At 74.5% G+C, this 17,664-nt stretch carries 15 protein-coding genes; 5 read left to right on the top strand and 10 right to left on the bottom strand.

The features are described from left to right. Positions 1–16: 16 nt before the first annotated feature. Both D7I43_RS12290 and D7I43_RS12285 read right to left on the bottom strand, forming a co-directional pair. On the bottom strand, positions 17–1,642 hold the full coding sequence (locus D7I43_RS12290; protein WP_120328587.1) for a metallophosphoesterase: 1,626 nt from the start codon (positions 1,640–1,642) through the stop codon (positions 17–19). Positions 1,643–1,661: 19 nt separating this feature from the next. Beyond that, positions 1,662–2,837: a PQQ-dependent sugar dehydrogenase gene (locus tag D7I43_RS12285; protein ID WP_120328586.1), complete on the bottom strand. Its 1,176-nt coding sequence runs from the start codon at positions 2,835–2,837 to the stop codon at positions 1,662–1,664. Positions 2,838–2,973: 136 nt separating this feature from the next. Here D7I43_RS12285 and D7I43_RS12280 point away from each other — a divergent pair, with 136 nt between their 5' ends. Continuing rightward, a complete protein-coding gene (locus D7I43_RS12280) occupies positions 2,974–3,900 on the top strand; it encodes a 2-hydroxyacid dehydrogenase (protein WP_120328585.1) in 927 nt (308 codons plus the stop codon). A 32-nt stretch (positions 3,901–3,932) separates the two neighbouring features. Here D7I43_RS12280 and D7I43_RS12275 read toward each other — a convergent pair whose 3' ends face one another. Beyond that, on the bottom strand, positions 3,933–4,310 hold the full coding sequence (locus D7I43_RS12275) for a PH domain-containing protein (RefSeq protein ID WP_120328584.1): 378 nt from the start codon (positions 4,308–4,310) through the stop codon (positions 3,933–3,935). 243 nt (positions 4,311–4,553) lie between these two features. On the opposite strand from D7I43_RS12275, the gene D7I43_RS12270 reads away from it, so the two are divergent. From D7I43_RS12270 to D7I43_RS12260, 3 genes are all read left to right on the top strand, one after another. Then, positions 4,554–6,878, top strand: a complete 2,325-nt coding sequence (locus D7I43_RS12270; RefSeq protein ID WP_240032923.1) for an EAL domain-containing protein — start codon at positions 4,554–4,556, stop codon at positions 6,876–6,878. Positions 6,879–7,013: 135 nt separating this feature from the next. Beyond that, positions 7,014–7,352 (top strand): ArsR/SmtB family transcription factor, encoded by a 339-nt coding sequence (locus D7I43_RS12265; protein WP_120328583.1) that lies wholly within the window; start codon positions 7,014–7,016, stop codon positions 7,350–7,352. After that, a complete protein-coding gene (locus tag D7I43_RS12260) occupies positions 7,349–9,070 on the top strand; it encodes a SulP family inorganic anion transporter (RefSeq protein ID WP_240032922.1) in 1,722 nt (573 codons plus the stop codon). The genes D7I43_RS12265 and D7I43_RS12260 overlap by 4 nt, the downstream gene beginning before the upstream one ends. A 91-nt stretch (positions 9,071–9,161) precedes the next feature. Here the strand turns inward: D7I43_RS12260 and D7I43_RS12255 are convergent, their stop codons facing one another. From D7I43_RS12255 to D7I43_RS12230, 6 genes are all read right to left on the bottom strand, one after another. After that, complete coding sequence (locus D7I43_RS12255; RefSeq protein WP_120328581.1) at positions 9,162–9,905, bottom strand: copper homeostasis protein CutC; 744 nt, start codon at positions 9,903–9,905, stop codon at positions 9,162–9,164. A 134-nt stretch (positions 9,906–10,039) separates the two neighbouring features. Beyond that, complete coding sequence (locus D7I43_RS12250) at positions 10,040–11,056, bottom strand: asparaginase (RefSeq protein WP_120328580.1); 1,017 nt, start codon at positions 11,054–11,056, stop codon at positions 10,040–10,042. Then, the gene (locus D7I43_RS12245) at positions 11,053–11,925 is read right to left on the bottom strand and encodes an amino acid ABC transporter permease (protein ID WP_120328579.1); all 873 of its coding nucleotides are present in this window, start codon (positions 11,923–11,925) and stop codon (positions 11,053–11,055) included. The genes D7I43_RS12250 and D7I43_RS12245 overlap by 4 nt, the downstream gene beginning before the upstream one ends. Continuing rightward, positions 11,922–12,566 carry an amino acid ABC transporter permease gene (locus D7I43_RS12240; RefSeq protein WP_120328578.1) on the bottom strand — a complete coding sequence of 215 codons (645 nt, stop codon included), beginning with the start codon at positions 12,564–12,566 and terminating at the stop codon, positions 11,922–11,924. Before D7I43_RS12240 ends, D7I43_RS12245 begins: the two co-directional genes overlap by 4 nt. A gap of 16 nt (positions 12,567–12,582) precedes the next feature. Beyond that, the gene (locus D7I43_RS12235; protein ID WP_120328577.1) at positions 12,583–13,536 is read right to left on the bottom strand and encodes a glutamate ABC transporter substrate-binding protein; all 954 of its coding nucleotides are present in this window, start codon (positions 13,534–13,536) and stop codon (positions 12,583–12,585) included. A 17-nt stretch (positions 13,537–13,553) separates the two neighbouring features. Further along, positions 13,554–14,282, bottom strand: a complete 729-nt coding sequence (locus D7I43_RS12230) for an amino acid ABC transporter ATP-binding protein (protein WP_120328655.1) — start codon at positions 14,280–14,282, stop codon at positions 13,554–13,556. A 192-nt stretch (positions 14,283–14,474) separates the two neighbouring features. Between D7I43_RS12230 and D7I43_RS12225 the strand changes: the two genes are divergently transcribed. After that, positions 14,475–15,662, top strand: coding sequence for an ROK family transcriptional regulator (locus D7I43_RS12225; protein ID WP_204985183.1), 1,188 nt, complete (start codon positions 14,475–14,477; stop codon positions 15,660–15,662). A 99-nt stretch (positions 15,663–15,761) separates the two neighbouring features. Here the strand turns inward: D7I43_RS12225 and ilvD are convergent, their stop codons facing one another. Beyond that, the gene (ilvD, locus tag D7I43_RS12220; RefSeq protein WP_120328576.1) at positions 15,762–17,609 is read right to left on the bottom strand and encodes a dihydroxy-acid dehydratase; all 1,848 of its coding nucleotides are present in this window, start codon (positions 17,607–17,609) and stop codon (positions 15,762–15,764) included. Positions 17,610–17,664: the final 55 nt, after the last annotated feature.

Below are 17,664 nucleotides of genomic sequence, written 5' to 3'. Positions count from 1 at the left end.
CCCGGCGCGGCTGCCTTCAGCCCGTGGGGCTCGGCGTCGCCGTCGGGCTGCCGTTCGGGGCGGGCGAGACCGGCCCGCCCCGGGTCGGGGTCGGGGTGACGGGCACCTGGTCGCCGGCCTTCGGGTCGCGGATCACGTGCCGCTCCAGGTTCACCTGGGCCTCGCCGGTGCCGCCGACGGTGATGTCGTCGTACGCCTGCAGCAGCTTGTCCTTGTCGAAGTAGAGGACGCTCATCGACAGCGGGGTGGGTTCCTCGCCCTCCAGCCCGCGCAGGCCGGCGCCGCCGGTGGAGCCCTCCACCATGAGCTGGGTCGTCGGCTGCCCCGGCTGCTGGGGCAGTTTGGAGACCTGGCGGGCGTGGGTGTGCCCGGCCAGCACCAGCGGGCAGGTGCCGGAGAGCGGCCCCGCCGAGGCGGGATCGTGCACCAGCGCGATGTCCACCGGCCGGGGTGACCGGCGGATCGTCTCGGCGAGCTGTTCGCCGGTGCCGATGACCTGGTCGGCCACCTGCGGGGTGAGACCGCTGCCGGCCGGGGAGGTGTTCTTGTCCGGCGTGAAGCGCGGGTCGCCGATGCCGGCGATGGTCAGGCCGGCGACCGTGGTGGTCGAGTTGTTCAACACGATCGCGTTGGGCTGCCGGGCCACCGCCGCCGCGGTGCGGGCCGAGTCGTGGTTGCCGCGGATGTAGACGTACGGCTTGCGCAGCAGGCCGATCGAGCCGACGTACGACGCCTCCGGCTCGCTGCCCCAGTCGGTGATGTCGCCCGTGTCGATCACCACGTCGATGTCGAACTGCTCCACCACCGTGCGGATGAGCTGCCACCCGGTCGGGTTGAGGTGCATGTCCGAGACGTGCAGCACCCGCGTGGTGTCGGGCGCCGGCTCGAACACCGGCAGCCCCGACACGGTGGTGTAGAGCTTGCTGACGTTGCCGACCAGCCGTTCGAGCTGCTCGGCGTACCGGGTGTAGTCGTTGGCGATCCGCCGCGCGTCGCCCACGATGGCCGGCGCGTTGACCAGCAGCCCCTCGTACCGCGGCTCCTCGATCGCCTGCGGGCGCAGCGTCGCGGCCGCCGTCCCCAGGCTGCCCGCGGTGACCGCCAGCGCCAGCCCGCCGGCCACCGCGGTGCGGCGGACGTTCCGGAACACCAGTGCGGCCAGCAGCAGGGTCGCCAGCACCGCGCACGCGACGGTACGCAGCCCGAGCCGCATCACGCCGGACCGGACGTCCTCCACGGCGGAGACACTGGCGCGCTGGATGCTCGCCGGGTCGTCGATGAGCGCCTCGGTGCGCGTCTGGTCCAGCGCCCCGAGCCGGACGGTCAGCCGGGTCGGCCCGTCGTGGCTGTCGAGCAGCAGGGCACCCAGCGGCGGGATGTCCACCCGGGTCCCCCCGTCGGTGTCGGGGGAGAGGGTGAGGGTCGCCTGGAACGGGCCGATGTCGGTGTCGACCCGGCCGCCGCCGAGTACGCCGAGGACCACCCCGGCCAGGGTGACCGCCAGCACGGCCACCGTCACCCCGGCCATGCGCAGCGGGCCGCGCCATCCGGGTGGTACGGCGCCACGACGCAGCGGCCAGCGGCGACGGCCGGCCGGCGTCGTCCCGCCGGCAGCGTTCTGCTCGTTCTGCTGCCCGTCCATGCGATGGTGACCTTCCGGGTCAGCTCCGGCCCGCGCCGCCGTCGGCGAAGACCAGGCGGAGAATGCGGTCGTCCTCGGGCGCCGGGTTCCCCCGCCCGTCGTGGTTCGACGTGGTGACCCAGAGGGATCCGTCGGGCGCCGCGGCCACCGCCCGCAGCCGGCCGTACCGGTTCGTGAGCAGTTCGCGGGGCTGGCCGAGGACGCCGCCGTCGTCGGTCAGCTCGACCACCCAGAGTCGTTCGCCCCGCAGGCAGGCGGTGACCAGGAGCCGGTCCACGGCGGCCAACCCCGAGCAGGAGGCGTCGGAGGTCGGCCACTGGGTGATCGGGTTCACGTAGCGCTTGTCGTCGCCGCGGCCCTCCACCTCGGGCCAGCCGTAGTTCTTGCCCTTGACGATCTGGTTGATCTCGTCCCAGGTGTTCTGGCCGAACTCCACGGCGTACATCCGCTTGGCCGTGTCCCAGGCGAAGCCCTGCACGTTGCGGTGTCCCAGCGACCAGACGGGGGAGCCGGGGAACGGGTTGCCCGCCGCCGGCTTGCCGTCCCGGGTGATCCGCAGGATCTTGCCGCCGAGGCTCTTCACGTCCTGCGCGTGGGGACGCTCACCGGCGTCACCGGTGCTCGCGTAGAGCTGCCCGTCCGGGCCGAAGCCCAGCCCACCCCCGTTGTGGATCCCCGCCTTCGGGATGCCGGTGAGGATGGGGGTCGGTGCGCCGCCGAGCCGCAGCCGGGCGATCCGGTTGTCCCGCTCGGTCGTGTAGTAGACGAAGATCGTCCGGTCCCGCTGGTAGTCCGGGGAGACGGCGAGGCCCAGCAGCCCACCCTCGCCCGAGGCCGCCACGTCGGGGATGGTCTGCACCACGCTGACCCGCAACCCGTCGGGCCCCGACTCCGGGCCGACCTTGAGGATCCGGCCGCTGTCCCGTTCGGTGACCAGGGCTCCGCCGTCGGGCAGGAAGCCGATGGCCCACGGCACCCGCAGTCCCTTGGCCAGCACGGTGGTGACCACCTGCTGGTTGGCGCCGCCGGGGCTGGCGGAGACCGACGGGGTGGGGAAGTTCGGCGGCTCGCCCGCCGGGTCGGGGTCCGGCTCGCCGAAACTGCATCCGGTGGCCGCCAGCAGCAGTGCCGCGCAGGACGCCGCGAGGGCCCCACGGGCGCGGCGGACGCGGGTGTACGGGGGTCGGGCGCTCACCCGGCCCAGGGTATCCCGCCGGGCCGTCCGGGGCTCGGTGTGCGGGCGTCCGGCGCGGGTGCGGGACCGGTGTGTGCGGCCCGGACGGGGTGTGCGCCGGCCGGGGCGCCCACGGCGACGGCTATCGTCGGCGGGCGTGAAGGTATGGATTCCGCACGAGGCGGGACTGGCGCTCCTGGGTGAGCTGCCCACGGAGGTCACCGTCGAAGTCGCCGAACAGCCCGACAAGCTCCCCTCCGAGGTGGCGGACGTCCGGTTCTGGGTGCCGCCGTTCCTCGCCACCTCGGACAGCGCGGCCCTCCTGCGCGAGCTGCCCGACCTGGAGGTCGTGCAGCTGCTCTCCGCCGGGGCCGACGCCTGGGTGGGGCGGATCCCCGACGGCGTGACGCTCTGCGACGCCCGTGGCGTGCACGACCCGTCCACCGCCGAGTGGGTCGTCACGGCGATCCTCGCGAAGCTGCGCGCGTTCCCCGCCTTCGCGGCGGCGCAGGCCCGCCGGGAGTGGGCGTACGACGGGGTGGCCCCGACCGACGAGCTGAGCGGCAAGCGGGTGCTGATCGTGGGGGCCGGCTCGATCGGCACCGCGGTACGCGACCGGCTCGCCCCGTTCGACGTGAGCTTCACCCTGGTGGCCCGCACCGCCCGCCCCGAACAGGGGGTGCACGGCGTGGACGAGCTGCCCCGGCTGCTGCCGGAGGCCGACGTGGTGGTGCTGCTGGTGCCGCTCACCGACCAGACCCGTGGCCTGGTCGACGGTCGGTTCCTGGCCGCCATGCGGGACAACGCGCTGCTGGTCAACGCCGCCCGGGGCCCCGTCGTACGCACCGAGGACCTGGTCGCCGAACTCGCCACCGGGCGTATCAGCGCCGCGCTGGACGTCACCGACCCGGAGCCGCTGCCCGCCGACCATCCGCTGTGGGGGATGCCGAACGTGCTCATCACCCCGCACGTCGCCGGCTCGGTGCGCGGTCTGCTGCCGCGGGCCTACCGCCTCGTGGGGGACCAGGTGCGACGGTTCGCGGCCGGCGAACCGCTGATCAACTCGGTGGTCGACGGCTACTGAGCGGCCCGGTCACGCCGTCCGGGCGTGCCGTGTCAGCCGGCCGCCCCGGGAAGCGTCTGGCCAGTCGCCGAGACGAGCCGGGGCAGGTCGGCGCCGCGTACCGCCGGGAGGACGACCTGTTCGCCGTCGGCGAGCCGCGCCACGGCCCGGCCGCGCGGGTCGGTGCCGAGTTCGACGACCCGGTCCCAGGTGATCCGGCGCTGCCCGGCCAGCGCCCGCAGGCGCAGCTCCCGGGCGTCCGCGTCGGTGCCGGCCCGCCACGCCCAGAGGCCGACGGCGAGCGGGACGAGCAGCACCGGCAGCAGGTACGTCCGGGCGCTGGCCAGCGGCAGGGCACCGATGAACGCGATGATGGCCGCGGCCAGGAGAGCCTGGTTGTGCCGGAAGCGGACGGTGGCGGTCTTACTCACCCTCCGATGATCCCACCTCGACCTCGTCGGACGTCGGCCGGGCGGACACGCCACGACGGTCGGACGTACGCCGGTCACCGCGCGGTGGGCGGTGCCTGGAGGGATCCCGGGCCGGGGTGGTGACGCACGTCACTGTCAGGGGAGCGGACGTAACCGCCGGGTCCCGCGGCTCGTTCCAGGACATTGGGCAGCGGACTCGCTCGTCCCGCACCGCCCCCGTGCCCCCTCACGAAGGCGACCGCCGTGCTCCTCGCCGCCCCTCTCCTCGCGCGCCGCCGGACGGCGCCGGAGGCCGCCGCGCTCGTGGTGGTCGCGCTGCTCGTCCTCGCCGCCGCCGTGGACCTCCTGCCGGCCGTGGCCGCCGTCGCCCTCGCCGCCTCGATGGCCGCCACGTTCGCCGTGGTACGCCTCTCCCGGCTGGCCGTCCGCCCCGCCACCCGCGCCGCGGTGGTGCTGCTCGACGGCGCCGTCCTGGCGGCCGGGTCGACCGCTGCCGTCCTGCCGCTGGCCCGAGGCCGGGCGGTCGTCGTCGCCGGTACGGCCGTGGTCGGGGCCCTCGCCGTCCTCGGGCTGCGCCGGCTTCCCGGCCGCTCCGGGTCGCCGCTGCGCGCCCGCCTGCGCCGGCTCACCGAGGCGACCGGCCCCGCCGTCGGCCTGGCCCTCACCGGCTGGCTCCTGCTGACGCGCCCGGCCGTCCCGGCGCCGGCCCGGTTGGCCGTGGCGGTCCTGCTCGGTGTGGTCGGTTCGGTCGGGATCACCGCGTTGACCGGAGCGCACCACCGTCCGGGCGCGGCCACCTGCCGGGGCGGGGTGGCCCTCACCCTGCTCGGGCTGGTGCTGCTGGCCGTCGTCGGGCCGGGTCCGGCCGTGCTGGTGGCCGTACCACCGCTGGTCACCGGGCTGCTGCTCGTCGCCGCGGGCGCCGTGCCGCCGACGTCGCCCGGTCGCGCGGCGCCGGTCTGGCCCCGGGCGGTCGTCCCGGCGCTGGCCGTGCTGCTCGCCGCCGGTTGGCACGTCGGCGCGGGCCTGCCGACCGACCGCGCCACCGTGCTGCTCGGCGTTCTCGCCGTGCCGGCGCTCCTGCTCCGCGAACTGGTCCGCCCCGCGCCCGGTGAACTGCCGAGCGGGGACCCGGGCCCGGCGAGCGGACCGCCGTCCCCGCCGCGGACACCGGCCGGGCCGTCCACGACGTCCGACCCGGTTCCGGACGGCGCTGTGGGCGCGCCGGCGCCGCCGCCCGGGCCGGTTCCGGCGGGCGCCGTCGGTGTGCCGGAGCCGCTGCCGGCGGGCGCCGTCGGCGCGCCGGGGCCGCTTCCGGCGGACGTCACCGCGCTGCCCCCGCCCGGCGCCTCCGACCGGCCGGCGCTGTTGCGGGCCGTCGCCACGGCACCGGCCGGTGCGCTGCTCGTGGTGGAGCTGCACGTGCCGGGCGCCGAGGCCGTCCCGCCCGCGCTCCGGGACGACCTGCTGGCCGAGGCGGTCCACCGGGCGCGCGCGGTGGTCGGCCGGTCCGACCTGCTCGCCGCGACGGGCGCCGCGGGGTTCGCGGTGCTCACCCCGACGGGGCCGGTGCTGGCGTACGCGCTCGGCGAGCGGTTGCTCGCCGCGCTCACGCAGCCCTACCGGACGGGCGGGACGGTGCTGCGGGTGCAGGCGAGCGTCGGCCTCGCCGAGATCACCGGGGCCGGACCGGAGGACGTGCTCCGCCAGGCCGACCTCGCCCGCCGGCGGGCCGTCCAGCTCGGGCGGGACCGGGTCGAGTGGTACGACGCGTTCCTGGAGGAGCAGCTGGTGCGGCGGCTCGACCTGGAGCGGGAACTGCCCGGCGCGGTCGCCCGCGGTGAGCTGGACCTGGTGTACCAGCCGGTGCTCGGGCTGGTCGACCGGCTGCCGGTCGGCACGGAGGCGCTGCTGCGCTGGCGCAGCCCCGTGCTCGGCACGGTGCTCCCCGCCGAGCTGCTCCCCGTCGCCGAGGACCTGGACGTGGTCGGCGAGCTGGAGTGGTGGGCGCTGGACCGGGCGTGCCGGCAGCTCGCGGAGTGGTCGGCGCACGGCCGCCAACTGTGGATGGCCGTGAACGTCACCACGGGAGAGCTGACGATCCCGGACTTCGTGCAGCGGACGGGCGCGATCCTGGCCGCGTACGGGGTGCCGCCGGACCGGCTCGTGGTGGAGGTGGCCGAGCCGCGCATCGGCGCCGACCTGTCCACCGTGGTGGCCCGGCTGGCCGGGCTGCGCTCGCTCGGTGTGCGTACGGCGCTGGACGACTTCCGGGCCGAGCACGCCTCGCTGGCCCACCTGCGGCGACTGCCGATCGACCTGCTCAAGGTCAACGGTCGCCTGGTCGACTCGGCCACGGAGACGCAGGACGCGCTCATCGACGTGGTGGTGAGCGTCGGCGACCGGCTCGGCGTGGAGGTGGTGGCCGAGGACCTGGAGTCCCCGGCGCAGGTCGAGGGGGCGCGGCGGGCCGGCTGCCGGTACGGGCAGGGCTTCGCCCTGGCCCGGCCGGCCACGGCGGAGCGGGTCGAGGCGTACTTCGAGGAGTTCCCCTCCACGCCCCGCTGACCGTCACGCGCGTCCGTCGTGCCGGGCCGCCGAGGGCAACGTCCGCCTGATCGCCGGTGTTCCGTGCCGCGATCCCATGACTTGAAGATTTTCGCAAGTGCTAAAGTCTTCAGGGTTGTTCGGGGGAGGGGTGGGATGTCGGTACCGCTGTACCAGGCCAAGGCGGAACTGTTCCGCACGCTCGGGCACCCGGTGCGGATCCGGGTGCTCGAACTGCTCCAGGACGGGCCGAAGCCCGTACGGGACCTGCTGGCCGCCATCGACGTCGAGGCGTCCAACCTCTCCCAGCAGCTCGCCGTGCTGCGCCGGGCCGGCATGGTCAGCACCTGGCGGGACGGCCCCCTCGTCATGTACGCGCTGAGCACGCCGGACGTGGCCGACCTGCTCGCCGCCGGCCGGCGCATCCTCGGTGCCGTCCTCACCGACCGGGACGCCCTGCTCGACGAGCTGCGTACCGACGGATCCACCCGGTGAGCCCCGCGGCGATCCGCGACCGCGTCCTGGGCCTCCTGCCGCAGCGTGCCGACTGGGCAGCCGTACGCCGGTCACCCGGCCGCGACCTGATCGCCGGACTGACCGTGGCGGTGGTCGCCCTGCCACTCGCGCTGGCCTTCGGTGTCACGTCCGGGCTCGGGGCCGAGGCCGGCCTGGTCACGGCCGTGGTCGCCGGCGCGGTAGCCGCGGTCTTCGGTGGCTCCAACCTCCAGGTCTCGGGCCCCACCGGAGCGATGACCGTGGTGCTGGTGCCGGTCGTGCAGCGCTTCGGCGCGACCGGTGTGCTCATGGTCGGCGCGATGGCCGGGCTCGTGCTGATCGTCCTTTCGGTCGCCCGCCTCGGCCGGTACGTCCGCTACCTTCCCGTACCGGTGATCGAGGGGTTCACCGCCGGCATCGCCGTGGTCATCGCGCTCCAACAGGTGCCGGCGGCGCTCGGCGTGGCGGACGCGCACGGCGAGCGGGTGTGGGCCGTCGCCGCCGACGCGGTGGCCCGGTTCGTGGCCCGCCCCCACCCGGCTCCCCTCGCGATGGCGGTCGCCGTCGCCGCGGTCATGCTCGTCGGCGCCCGCTGGCGGCCCGGATGGCCGTTCTCCCTCGTCGCGGTCGCCGCCGCCACCGCCGTGGCCGAACTCGCCCCCGTCGACCTGGCCCGCATCGGCGCGCTCCCCGCCGGGCTGCCCGCCCCGTCGCTGGGCTTCCTCGACCCGGGCGCCGTCGGCGTGCTGCTGCCGTCGGCGCTGGCGGTGGCGGCGCTGGCCGCGCTGGAGAGTCTGCTCAGCGCGACGGTGGCCGACGGGATGACCGTCGGCGAACGCCACGACCCCGACCGGGAGCTGTTCGGGCAGGGCCTCGCGAACCTCGCCGCACCGGTCTTCGGCGGCATCCCGGCCACCGCCGCCATCGCCCGTACGGCCGTGAACGTGCGCGCCGGCGCGTCCTCGAAGCTCGCCGCGTTGACGCACGCCGTGGCGCTCGCCGGGATCGTGCTGGTCGCCGCCCCGCTTGTGGGCCGGATCCCGCTCGCCGCGCTGGCCGGCGTCCTGCTCGCCACCACCGTGCGGATGGTCGAGGCGGGCTCGCTGCGGGCCCTCGTGCGGGCGACCCGCGGTGACGCTCTCGTGCTCGTGCTCACGTTCGCCGTCACCGTGGCCCTCGACCTGGTCACCGCCGTCGCGGTCGGGGTCGGCGTGGCCGTCGTCATCGCGCTGCGGGCGGTGGCCCGTACGGCCCGCCTGGAGCGGGTGCCCCTGGACCGGGGCGAGCACAGCGCCGAGGAGCACGCGCTGCTCGCCGACCACATCGTGGCGTACCGACTGGACGGCCCGCTGTTCTTCGCCGCGGCGCACACCTTCCTGCTCCAGCTCTCCGACGTGGCCGACGTGCGGGTGGTCATCCTGCGGATGTCGCGGGTGTCCACCATCGACGCGACGGGCGCACAGGTCCTCGGCGACGCCGTCCTGCGGCTCCAGCGGCGGGGCATCACCGTGCTGCTCTCCGGCGTCGCCCCCGGCCACGACCAGGTGCTGTCCGCGCTCGGTGTCGCCGGGCAGCTCCGCCGTGACGGCCTGGTCTTTCCGGACACGCCCAGCGCGATCCGGTACGCCCGGACGGTGGCGCTGGGCGGCGCCCGGCCGGCCGATCCCGCCGGTCACGGTGACGCCCGCCGCGGCGCGTCCGCCGTCGCCGGCCCCTGAACGGCACGATCCGGCGGGGGCGCCTCCCCGCCGGATCGTGTCCGGGCCGCTGGACGCGGCCGGTGGGTGTTGGTCTGCGGTGTCCGGGCGGTCAGGCCCGGGCGGCGGCGAGCACCTGGCCCACCAGGTCGGCCGAGGTGCCGGAGCGCTCGTACTCGGGCCGGTGCAGGGTGCCGCCCATCAGCGGCCGCGGGTTGCGGTGGACGGCCGGGCTGTCCGACGTGACCAGTGCCGCGAAGTGGTACTCCCGGGCGCCGGTGGCCTCGATGATCCGGGCGATGTTGCGCGGCGTGATGCCGCCCCCGGGCATGACGATGATGCGGTCGCCGGCCCGGCGGACCAGGTCGGCGATGAGCGGCGCGCCCTCCAGCACGCTCACCTCCTGGCCGGAGGTCAGCACCCGGTCCACGCCGAGTTCGACGAGCTGCTCCAGCGCCTCGTACGGGTCGCGGACCATGTCGAAGGCCCGGTGGAAGGTGACGCTCGCGCCGCCCGCCGCCTCGATGAGCTTCCGGGTGGTGGGCACGTCCACGTCGCCCTCGGGAGTGAGCGCGCCGATGACCACGCCGTGCGCCCCCGCGGCCACCGCCGCCTGCACGTCCCGCACCATCGACTCGATCTCGACGGGGGAGTAGATGAAGTCGCCGGCGCGCGGCCGGACGATGACGTGCACCCGGATCCGGTCCACGCTGCGTAGGGCCGTCTCGATCGTGCCGATGCTCGGGGTCAGCCCGCCGTCGAAGAGCGCGGAGCACAGCTCCACCCGATCGGCGCCGGCCGCCTCGGCGGCGATCGCCCCCTCGACGCTGTCGATGCAGATCTCGAATGTCGTCATCAGTCTTCCCTCTCCGTGCGGGGCGGTCCCGCTGTCGTGTTCGTGCCGGGCGGTGGTCGTCGCCGTGCCGGTCCGTGCGGTCGTCTCCCTGGCGGGCGGCCGCGGTCGCCGCACCGGGCGGCGCTGCGGCGTGGTCAGGAGGTCGTGGCGGCGCCGGGCGACGAGCGGTCGATGGCGGCGGTGACGGCACCCACCGGCTCGCCCCCGCCGAGCACGGGCACGCGGCGCAGCTCCGGTGCGCCGTGGACGTCCGCGCCCGCCTCGGCCAGCGCGGCCAGGGCGATCACCGTGGTGGCCCGGGGGCTGCCGTCGATCGCCTTGACGGCCACCGCGTAGCCATCGGGGGTCGCCACCCCCAGCACACCCTCGGCGCCGCCCTTGGCGAGGACGCCCGGCAGCGCCCGCATGAGGTCGGTGTTCGGGTGGCCGTGCCAGCCCCCGACGTACTCCGGGTGGGTGCGCATCGCCTCGGCCACCCGCGCCTCGTGGCTGCCGGGCGCGGCGGTCGCGAGCGCCTGGAACGTGCGGGCCAGCCCGGTGAGCGGCAGGCCGAACAGCGGTGCGCCGCAGCCGTCCACCGCGACGGCGCTCACGGGTACGCCGGCCAGCCGTTCGACGGCCGCCGCGATCTCCCGCTGCAACGGGTGGCCCGGGGCGAGGTAGTCGTCGGTCGACCAGCCCCGGGCGACCGCGGCGACCAGCATGGCGGCGTGCTTGCCCGAGCAGTTCATCCGGATCCGGCTGCGCTGCTCGCCGTCGCGGATCAGCCGTTCGCGGGTCGCCTCGTCCTCCGGCCAGTCGGCGGGGCAGCCGAGCGCCTCCTCGGTCAGCCCGGCGGCGGTCAGCAGGTCGCGTACGACCGCCACGTGCCGGTCGTCGCCGGTGTGGCTGCCGGCGGCGATCGCCAACGCGGGGCCGGCGAGCACGCCGGCCAGCGGCGACGCGTCGCCGGCGGCCTCCACGGCGGCCAGGCAGGCCAGGGCCTGCACCGGCTTGAGGGTGGAGCGCGGCAGCACCGGCTCGTCGGGTACGCCGGCCCGGAGCGCCACGGCGCCGGACGGGTCGAGCACCACGACGCTGCCGAAGTGCCGGCTCTCGACGACGCCGTTGCGCGTCACCCGGGCCAGTTCCGCGTACGGGGCGGTGGTCATCGGGCGGTACTCCCAGGGGTGAGTGGCGTCGCCGCGGGCTCCCGGGCGGCCGACCGGCCGCGCGTGGTGAGCCGCCCGTTGCGGGCCTGCAGGACGCGGGCGAGTTTCGACAGCGACGCGTTGACGACGAGGTAGATCAGCGCCACCACGAGGAACGTCTGGATCAGCAGGTGGGTGTACGAGGCGAGCACCTGTCCGCTGTAGAGGAGTTCGGTGTAGCTCACCACGAAGCCGAGCGAGGTGTCCTTGAGCAGCCCGACCAGCTGGCTGACCAGCGACGGGGTGAGCCGGAGCAGGGCCTGCGGCAGGACGACCAGCCGCATGACCTGCCCGCGGCGGAGCCCGATGGCGAGACCCGCCTCGGTCTGGCCCCGGTCGAGGGCCTTGATGCCGGCGCGGAAGATCTCGGCGAACACCGCCGCGTTGGAGACCACGAGCGGCACCACGAGCTTCCAGAACAGCGGGAAGTTCAGCCCGTACTTCGGCAGCGCGAACAGCGTGATGTAGACCAGCAGCAGCGCCGGTACGGTCCGGAAGACCTCCACGTACGCGCCGGCCAGCCAGCGTAGGGGCCGGTGCGCGGACAGCCGGCCGAGCGCGAGCAGCAGCCCCAGCGCGCCGCTGAGGACGGCGGTCGCCGCGGCGGCGAGCAGGGTGGCCCAGAGCGCGTCGAGCAGGTAGCGCCAGATGGGCCACGTCGTGAAGGGCTGCCACCGCTCGGCCGCCAGTTCGCCGTGGCTCGCGAACTGGTGGACCGCCCAGGCGATCCCGCCGAGGATGGCGAGCGCGCCGAGGACGGTGGCGATCCGGATGCGGCGCTGCGCCCGCGGGCCCGGTACGTCGAAGAGGATCTGCTGGTTCGGGTTCATCGCACGATCGCAAACCTTCGTTCGAGCGCGCCGGTGATCCGGCTGATCAGCAGCGCCAGCAGCATGTACGCGAGGCCGGCGCCGGTGAAGACGGCGATCGGCTGGGCCTCGACGAGGTTGACGTTGTTGGCGGCCTGGGTCAGCTCGACGACCCCGACCGCGGCGGCCAGCGAGGTGTTCATCAGCAGCGCGATGCAGATGGTGCCCATCGGCTGGATCACCGCGCGCAGTCCCTGCGGCAGGATGACGTACCGCAGGGACTGGCTGAAGGTGAGCCCGATGGCGCGTGCGGCCTCGGCCTGCCCCACGCCCACCGTGTTGATCCCGGCGCGGATCGCCTCGGCCAGGTACGCCCCCTCGTACGCGGAGATCACGATGGCCGCCGAGGTGAACAGCGGGAACGTGATGCCGATGGTGGGCAGCGCGAAGACGAAGAGCACCAGCAGGGCCAGCAGCGGCAGGTTCTGGAGCACCTCGACGTAGACCGTGCCGACGCCGCGCAGCAGCGGCACGGGGCAGATCCGCAGCGTCGCCACGATCACGCCGAGCAGCAGCGCGCCGATGGTGGTCACGACGGTCATGTGGACCGTCGTGACCAGCCCGTGGCCGAATTCGCCGAGATGACCGGTGAGGGCGTCCATGGCGGAGGTGCGATCCTCAGGAGCCCTCGACGGACCCGATGGCCGGCGGGGTGGGCGTGCCGCCCTCCACGACGCTGCCCAGGGTGTTCTGCCACACCTTGGCCCAGGTGCCGTCGGCCTGGATCTTCCGGAGCCAGTTGTTGACGAACTCCTTGAACTCGGTGTCCTCGTGGTTGAGGCCGATGCCGTACGCCTCGGTGGTGAACGGCTCGCCGACCACCTTCATGCCCGGGTTCGACTTGGCGTTGGACGCGAGCAGGGTGAAGTCCTGCACGTACGCGTCGCCGCGCTTCTGGAGCAGGGCCTGCACGGCCTGCGGGTCGGTGGCGAAGGCGACCTGCTTCGAGCCGGGGGCGGCCTCGGGCAGCGCGGTGACCGCGGGGGTGTTGGCGCCCACGATGACGGTCTTGCCGGCCAGGTCCTTGACGCTCTTGATGCTCGTCTCGTCCTTGCGGACGGCGACGGCGAGGCCGGAGGTGAGGTACGGCCCGGCGAACGCGACCTGGGTGGCCCGCTGCGGGGTGATCGTGTAGGTCTGGAAGACCGCGTCGACCTCCTTGGCCTGGAGCATCGCCTCGCGCGTCTGGGTGCCGATGGTGACGGTCTTCACCTCGGGCTTGCCGATGATGTACTTGGCCAGCAGCTTGGCCATGTCGGCGTCGAAGCCCTCGATCTCGCCGGTGACGGGGTTCTGCTGGGACAGCAGCGGCGCGTCCAGCGAGCCGCCGACCGTCAGGTAGCCGCGCTTGCGGATCTTGTCCATCGTGGAGCCGGCCGGGATCTCCGCGTCGGAGGCCACCGGCGCGGCGTCGAAGACGGACTGGGCCGCCTTGTCGCCGCCCGCCGCGCCGGGCAGGGCGGGGGCGGAGCCGCCGTCGCCGCAACCGGTCGCGGCGAGCGCGACCGTCACGGCCGTGGCGGCGATCGTCAGCGCGCGGCGACGCGTGACGTTCCTGGAGAGAATCGACATGCCACCCTCCTCGGGGGTCAGTGCTGGAGGATCTTGGAGAGGAAGTCCCTCGCCCGGTCGGTACGGGGAGCGGCGAAGAACTCGTCGGGGGTGCCGGACTCGACGATCCGGCCGTCGTCCATGAAGACGACGCGGTCCGCGGCGCGCCGGGCGAAGCCCATCTCGTGGGTGACCACGATCATGGTCATCCCCTCCGCGGCGAGGGAGACCATCACGTCCAGGACCTCGTTGACCATCTCCGGGTCGAGGGCCGAGGTCGGTTCGTCGAAGAGGAGCACCTTGGGCCGCATGGCCAGGGCGCGGGCGATGGCCGCCCGCTGCTGCTGGCCGCCGGAGAGCTGCGCCGGGTAGTGGTCGGCCTTGTCGGCGATGCCGACCCGGTCGAGCAGGGCCAGCGCCTGCTCGCGGGCCTCGGCCTTCGGCACGCGGCGTACCCGGACGGGTCCGAGCGTGACGTTGTCGAGCACCGTCCGGTGACCGAACAGGTTGAACGACTGGAAGACCATCCCGACGTCGGCGCGCAGCCGGGCGAGCTTGCGGCCCTCGGCCGGCAGCGGCTCGCCGTCGATCTCGATGGTGCCGGCGCCGGCGACCTCGAGGCGGTTGAGGCAGCGGCAGAGCGTCGACTTGCCGGAGCCGGACGGGCCGATCACCACGACGACCTCGCCGGCGGCGACCGTCAGGTCGACGTCCTTGAGCACGTGCAACGGGCCGAACCACTTCTGCAGGCCACGCACGGACACCATCGGTCGGTCCGGGCGGGTCGGCTCGGTCCGGCCCGCGAGGTCGGATGCCGCCGTCGGTGCCACAGCTCGCCTCACTTTCTACGACGATCGAATAAAGATATGTCTACCTCGAATCAACGCCGACATCTAATGCGAGATGCCGAACGAAGTCAACAGCTTGCTGGAATGAAGTTCGGATGCTAAGAACCTGGCGTGACGATTGGCGACGCCCCGCGTGACGGTCTGCGCGGCGGTCCACGTGAGCTGCTCCGGTTGGTGGCCAGCGGAGCGGCGGCCAGCCGGGCCGATCTCGCCCGGCTCTCCGGGCTGTCGCCGTCGACCGTCTCCCAGCGGGTCGAGGCCCTCATCAGCGAGGGCCTGCTCCAGGAGACGGGCGCCGGGAAGTCCCGGGGCGGGCGGCGTCCCCGACAGCTCGCCGTGCCCACGGGCGGCGCGCTCGTCGGCGCCATCGACCTCGGGGCGCACCACGCCCGCCTCGGCACCCTCGACCTGTCCGGGCGCGTCGTCGAGTCGCGCCTGCTGCCCGTGCGTATCGAGGACGGGCCGGAGGCCGTGCTCGGGGCGCTCCTCGACGAGATCGCCGCCCTGGTGCCCGGCTCAGCGGCCCCGGTGCCCGGGCAGCGGGGTGATGTCGCCGCCCGCGGCCTGCGCGGGATCGGCATCGGCATCCCCGGCCCCGTGCAGTTCGAGACCGGCCGGATCGTCAGCCCGTCCCGGATGCCTGGCTGGAACGGCTTCGACGTACGCGCCTTCTGCGCCGAGCGGACGGACGTGCCCGTCGTCGTCGACAACGACGCGAACCTCATGGCGCTCGGCGAGCACCACGCCACCCATCCCGAGTTGGAGCACGCCGTCTACGTGAAGGCGGGCACCGGCATCGGCGCCGGGGTCATCTCCGGCGGGCGGCTGCACCGCGGCGCACAGGGCTCCGCCGGTGACATCAGCCACTGCCGGGTGCTCGCCGATCCCGGCCCGCTGTGCAGCTGCGGCAACACCGGCTGCCTGGAGGCGGTGGCCAGCGGCGCGGCCCTGGTCACCGCGCTGCGCGAGCAGGGCGTACCGGTCGACGACCTGACGGGCGTCATGCGGCTCATCGACGACGGTGACCGGCACGCCACGGCCCTGGCCCGCCGCGCCGGCCGGTCGATCGGCGAGATCCTCGCCGTGGTGGTCAACTTCTTCAACCCGCAGGTCGTCGCGATCGGCGGCCGCCTCGCCGACTGCGAGCCGCTGCTGGCCAGCATGCGCGCCACCCTGTACGAGCGGTGCCTGCCGCTGGCCACCCAGGCGCTGCTCATCGAGCGGGTCGTCGCCGGCCCGGACGTCGGCATCATGGGCGCGGCGCACCTGGTCATCGACCGGGTCGTCGAGCCCGCCTGACGCCGCGCACCGGCCCCGCCGGCGGCGTCGACGCCCGGTCCGGCGTGCCGAGCGGGGTCCCCTGCCGCACCGGACGCGTCGGCGGGGGACCCCCTCCGGTCACTCGGGGACGCGGCGGTAGGCGCCGTCGCTGGCCGAGGTCGCCATCGAGGCGTACGCCCGCAGCGCCGCCGAGACCGGGCGCTGCCGGTCGGTCGGGGTGTACGGACGGTCGCGCTTCTCCTCGGCGACCCGGCGGGCCTGGAGCTCGTCGTCCGGCACGTTCAGCGCGATCGAACGCGCCGGGATGTCGATGACGATCTCGTCGCCGTCGCGCACCAGCGCGATGAGCCCCCCGGACGCCGCCTCGGGCGAGACGTGCCCGATCGAGAGCCCGGACGTGCCGCCGGAGAACCGCCCGTCGGTGAGCAGCGCGCAGGCCCTCCCCAGCCCCCGGCCCTTGAGGAACGAGGTGGGGTAGAGCATCTCCTGCATGCCCGGGCCGCCCTTCGGCCCCTCGTACCGGATCACCACGACGTCGCCCGCGGTCACCGACTTGTTGAGGATGCCCTCGACGGCGGCCTCCTGGGACTCGAAGACCCGGGCCGGCCCGCGGAACGTCAGGCACTCCTCGGGCACCCCGGCGGTCTTCACCACGCACCCGTCCGGGGCGAGGTTCCCGTGCAGGATGGCCAGCCCGCCGTCGGCCGTGTAGGCGTGGGCCACGTCGCGCACGCAGCCGCCCGCCGCGTCCGTGTCCAGCGACGACCAGCGGTTGGTGGTCGAGAACGGCTCGGTCGTGCGCACCCCGCCCGGCGCGGCGTGGAACAGCTCGACGGCCTCCGGCGTCGCCGAGCCGCCCCGCACGTCCCAGTCGGCCAGCCAGCGCTCCAGCGAGGGGGAGTGCACGGAGTGCACGTCGCGGTGGAGCAGCCCGGCGCGGTCCAGCTCGCCGAGGATGGCCGGGATGCCGCCGGCGCGGTGCACGTCCTCCATGTGGTACTGCGGCGAGTTCGGGGCGACCTTGGCCAGGCAGGGCACCCGGCGGGAGATCTCGTCGATGTCGGCCACGCCGAAGTCCAGCTCGGCCTCGCGGGCGGCGGCGAGCAGGTGCAGCACCGTGTTCGTGGAGCCGCCCATCGCCACGTCGAGCGCGATCGCGTTCTCGAACGCCGCCCGCGAGGCGATCGACCGGGGCAGCACGGTGGCGTCGTCCTGGTCGTACCAGCGTCGGGCCAGGTCCACGACGGTGTGCCCGGCCTCCACGAAGAGCTGCCGGCGCGCCGCGTGGGTGGCCAGCGTCGAGCCGTTGCCGGGCAGCGCGAGCCCGATGGCCTCGGTGAGGCAGTTCATCGAGTTGGCCGTGAACATGCCCGAGCAGGAGCCGCAGGTGGGGCAGGCCGACCGCTCGATGGCGTCGAGCTGCTCGTCGGTGACCGCCTCGTTGGACGAGGCGACCATCGCGTCGATCAGGTCGATCTTGCTGTGCACGATCCCCTCGATCGCCACCGTCTTGCCGGCCTCCATGGGGCCGCCGGAGACGAAGACCGTCGGGATGTTGAGCCGCAGCGCGGCGAGCAGCATGCCCGGCGTGATCTTGTCGCAGTTGGAGATGCAGACCAGGGCGTCCGCGCAGTGCGCGTTGACCATGTACTCCACCGCGTCGGCGATCAGCTCCCGGCTGGGCAGGGAGTAGAGCATGCCGCCGTGGCCCATGGCGATGCCGTCGTCGACCGCGATCGTGTTGAACTCCCGCCCCACGCCGCCGGCCTCGGCCACCGCGTCGGCGACCAGGCCGCCGAGGTCCTTGAGGTGGACGTGGCCCGGTACGAACTGGGTGAAACTGTTGGCGATGGCGACGATCGGCTTGCCGAAGTCGTCGTCGGTCATCCCGGTGGCCCGCCACAGGGCCCGGGCACCGGCCATCGTCCGACCGTGCGTGGAGGTCTTCGACCGCAGCTCAGGCATGCGTACCAGTCTGGCACCGCTGTCGCGGCGGGTGCCGCCCGCGGGCACCGTGTCC

Origin of the sequence: Micromonospora globbae (assembly GCF_003610785.1) — a bacterium.
GTDB classification, from domain to species: Bacteria; Actinomycetota; Actinomycetes; order Mycobacteriales; family Micromonosporaceae; genus Micromonospora; species Micromonospora globbae.
Note: the sequence above shows the minus strand (reverse complement) of the source record. Positions and strands in the feature narration are given on the sequence as shown.